General features: G+C 70.4%; 2 protein-coding genes. Both read right to left on the reverse strand.

Annotated features, from left to right (window positions below):
• Positions 1 to 270, reverse strand: a 270-nt coding sequence (locus tag NN2_RS35410) for a 2-oxoglutarate dehydrogenase E1 subunit family protein (protein ID WP_245658985.1), incomplete at its 3' end; no start/stop codon positions are given.
• Between the two features lie 168 nt (positions 271 to 438).
• A partial coding sequence (locus tag NN2_RS35415) for an ABC transporter ATP-binding protein (protein ID WP_063910968.1) occupies positions 439 to 3,996 on the reverse strand: 3,558 nt, incomplete at its 5' end.

Consider the following 3,996-nt stretch of genomic DNA (forward strand, 5'->3'; position numbering starts at 1 on the left):
CGGAGCGGGCGCCGGGGTGGGGGCGGTCTTCGGCGCGGCGTTGTTGACGTTCGCGGGGGCCGGAGCCGGAGTGGCCGGCGCGCTGGGGGCGGCGGTCGGCGCGGAGGCGGCGGGAGTGCTGTTGGCTATCTCACCCGGCGATTCCGGTGTGTAGTCGGCGAGAAACTCGTGCCAGCTCTCATCGACCGACGACGGATCTTGCTTGTACTTCTGGTACATCTCGTCGACGAGCCACTGGTTCTGTCCGAACTGGGATGTTGAGCTGCTCACAGCAGGTGTTCGCCTCATTTCGTTCTTCGCGCTGCGACGTTTGTGACGTGCCCGGCACGGGTCGATCGGCACGATGTGCGCCGATGCGCCCTTTCTGAGGATAGGCCCAGCCGTGACAGCGTGCCCCAGCGCGGCCATGCGTAGGCGCACCGCCGCGCCACTGTCCGGTTAACCACCCCCGGACAGACCCAGCCTCATAGGTGACGACTCGTCCCCGGTCGAGAATATTCCTTCGTCGGAATCGGCTGCCTCCCAGAGTCGGTTATAGATTCCGCGCTCCGCCAGTAACTGCTCGTGCGCGCCGAATTCCACGATCCGGCCGTGCGCGACAACCGCGATCCGATCGGCGCGCGCGGCGGTCGCCAAGCGGTGCGCCACGATCACCGTGGTGCGCCCGCGAGCCAGCGATCTGCTCGCTACCAGCACCTTTTCCTCATTGGCCGGATCCAGCACCGCGGTGGCCTCGTCGAGCAGCAGCAGATCCGGGTCCACCAGCTCCGCGCGGGCCAGCGCGATCAGCTGGCGTTGCCCCGCCGACAGCCCGCGTCCGCCCTCGCCGATCGGCTGGGCCATACCGCGCGGCAGCGTCTCGATCATCTCGAGTGCGCCGACCGCCGCGGCGGCCCGGGCGATGTCGGCCGATGTGGCACAAGGTTTCCCGAATGCAATGTTGCTAGCGACGTCGCCGGTGAACAAGTGAGCTTCCTGAGGGACCACGCCGAGCCGGGCACGGAACCGGTCGAGCCGGTAGTCACGGATATCGATCTCGTCGACGCGAATGGATCCGGAGTGTGCGCCGGCCCCGTCTCCGCCGGGATGCGAACGGGGAAGGTCGTAGAGGCGCGCCAGCAGTTTGACCACCGTCGATTTGCCGGCCCCGGTCTCTCCGACCAGCGCGAGGGTCGAGCCGGCCGGGATGTGCAGCGAAACATCTTCCAGCGCAGGCGTTCTGGCGTCGGGGTAGCGGAAGGTCACGCGGTCGAAGCGCACGTCGCCGCGCAGTCCGTCCTCGATGTCGACCGCATCGGCCGGATCGGGAGCGATCGAGGACGGCGTGTGCAGCAGCGTTTCGATGCGGCGCAACCCCACCCGGGCCTGCTGGTAGCCGTCGAAGACCTGGGAGAGCTGGGTGATGGGCCCGAACAACAGGCTCAGGTAGAGCACGAAGGCCACCAGCGTGCCGGCCGTCGTGGTGCCGTGCGCGACCTCGCGAGCGCCCAGATACACCACCGCCGCCTGCGCCAGATCCGCCCACGCCAGCACGAACGCGAAATACAGCGCGATGGCGCGCTGGGCCCGCAACCGGGCTCGGCGGTATCGATCGGAATAGTCGGTGAACCGGCGGGCGGCCTCGGCCTCGTGGCGGTAGGCCTGGGTCGCGCGCAGGCCCGCGACGTTCTCCTGGAAGTCGGCGTTGACCGTGGCCACCCGTTCCCGCGAGGCCGAATAGGCCGAGGCCGAGACGCGGCGGAAGAACACCGTCGCCACGATCAACGGCGGCAGCGCCACGAACACCACGACGGCCAGCGCGGCGTCGATCACCAGCAGTGCGATCACGATGCCCACGACCGTGACGAGGCTGATCAGGGCGGTGCCCAGCCCGGTTTGCAGGAAGGTCGACAGCGCGTCGATATCGGTCGTCATCCGCGTCATGATCCGGCCGGACAGCTCGCGCTCGTAGTAGTCCAGGCCGAGTCGCTGCAGGTGGGCGTAGCTGCGCACCCGCAGCCCGTACAGCACCCGCTCGCCGCCGCGCGCCGAGAGCCGGGTGTTGAGAGCCTCGGCCACCCAGCTCAGGACCACCAGCACCACCCCGGCGACGGCCGCGACCGCCAGTACGGCGCTGCGATGCTGTCCGACGCCGTCGTCGAGTGCGAATCGGGTGAGCGCCGGGAACGCCACCGAGATGGCCGCGTCCACGGCCAGCAGCGCGACCACGGCCGCCAGCAGCCGGCGCACCGGCCGCAGCAACCGCACCAGCCGGAATTTCGGATCCGGCTGTTCCAGCTCGCGATCGTCGAGCTCCGGTTGTTCGGTCGCCAGAGCCAGGCTCGCCAGCGCGGCCCGCATCTCCGGCGGCGCATCCGGTTCCGAACTCGAATCCTCGGCAGCCGCAACGAGTTCGGCATCCGGGAATCCATCCGGGCCCGGCTCCGCGATACGGCCGCCCGGTCCCGGCAGACGGATCACCCGATCCGCGTGTGCCAGGGTCGATTCGCGGTGCGCGAGGATCAGCGTGGTGCGGCCGTGGGCGGGCAGGGCGTCGAAGATCGCGGCCTCGGTGACGGCGTCCACCGCGGAGGTGGCGTCGTCGAGGACGAGGACGCGCGGGTCGGCGAGCAGGGCGCGCGCCAGGGCAAGGCGTTGCCGCTGCCCTCCGGAGAGCGTGAGGCCGCGCTCGCCGACGACGGTGTCGTAACCGTCCGGCAGGGCGCGGATGAATTCGTCGGCCGCGGCCATCCGGGCGGCCGCGCGGATCTCCTCGGGACCGGCATCCGGTGCGCCGAGCGCGATATTGGCGGAGATGGTGTCGGAGAACAGGAACGGCTCGTCGAAGACGACGCCGATCGCCTCGCGCAGATCGGCGGCCCGCACCCGCCCGATATCGATCCCGGCGGTCTCCGGATCCTGGTCCGCCCCGAAGAGGCTGATCCGTCCCGACTCGGGCGCGTGGAATCGCGGCAGCAGCAGTGTCAGCGTCGATTTTCCGGAGCCGGCCGGTCCGATCACCGCCACCGTCTCGCCGGGGCGCACGGTGAGATCGAAATCGTGCAGCACCGGGCGTCCCGGGTCGAATCCGAAGGTGAGGCCTCGGATGTGCAGCCCGAGCGGCCCCTCCGGCAGCGGTTGCGGATCGGGCGGGTCGATGGTCTCCGGAGCCTCGTCGATGACCTGATAGACGCGTTCGGCCGCCGCCCGGGTCAGCTGCGCCATGACCAGGACGTTGGACAGGATCCGGGTGCTCGAAGCCATCATGGTCACGTAGGTCGCGAAGGCCAGGAAGGTGCCGACGCCGATCACCGAACGCAGCGCCAGCGTGCCGCCGAGGGCGATCACGATCACCAGCCCGGCCTGTGGAATCGCCGACACCGTCGGCGCGAACCGGGAATCGATGCGCGCCGCGCGCATCCGGTGCGCGTAGAGCCGCCGCCCGTGCTCCTCCAGAATCCGCACCATCCGCGATTCCTGGCCGAAACCCTTCACCACCCGCACGCCGGTGACGGTTTCCTCGACGTGCTGGGCCAGATCGGCCGCCCGCTGCTGCGCCGACCAGGTGGCCGCGTGCAGCCGCGGCCGCACCCGGTACACCACCAGCGCCAGCACCGGCACGGTCAGCAACGACACCAGGGCCAGCGGCGGCGAGAGCACCAGCATGGCCACCGCGGCGAAGACGAAGATCAGCAGCGAGGCGGCCGAGAGCGGCGCCATCGCGAGCAGCCCCTGCACCAACTGCAGATCGCTGATCGAGCGCGACACCACCTGGCCGGTGCGCAACCGGTCCTGTCGCGGTCCGTCGTAGCGGTGCAGCGCGGTGAGCAGGTCCACCCGCACCTCGTGCTGGACGTCGAGCGCCAGCCGTCCCGCGAGCCAGCGCCGCCCGTAGGTCGCCGCGAAGCGGGCGATGGCCAGGGCGACCAATATCGCGGCGATCGGAGCGAGTGCCCCGACCTCGCCGGCCCGGGCCCGGTCCAACGCGGCCTTCGCGGCCAGGGGTGCCGCGGCCTC

Source organism: Nocardia nova NBRC 15556 (assembly GCF_001613005.1).
GTDB lineage: Bacteria > Actinomycetota > Actinomycetes > Mycobacteriales > Mycobacteriaceae > Nocardia > Nocardia nova.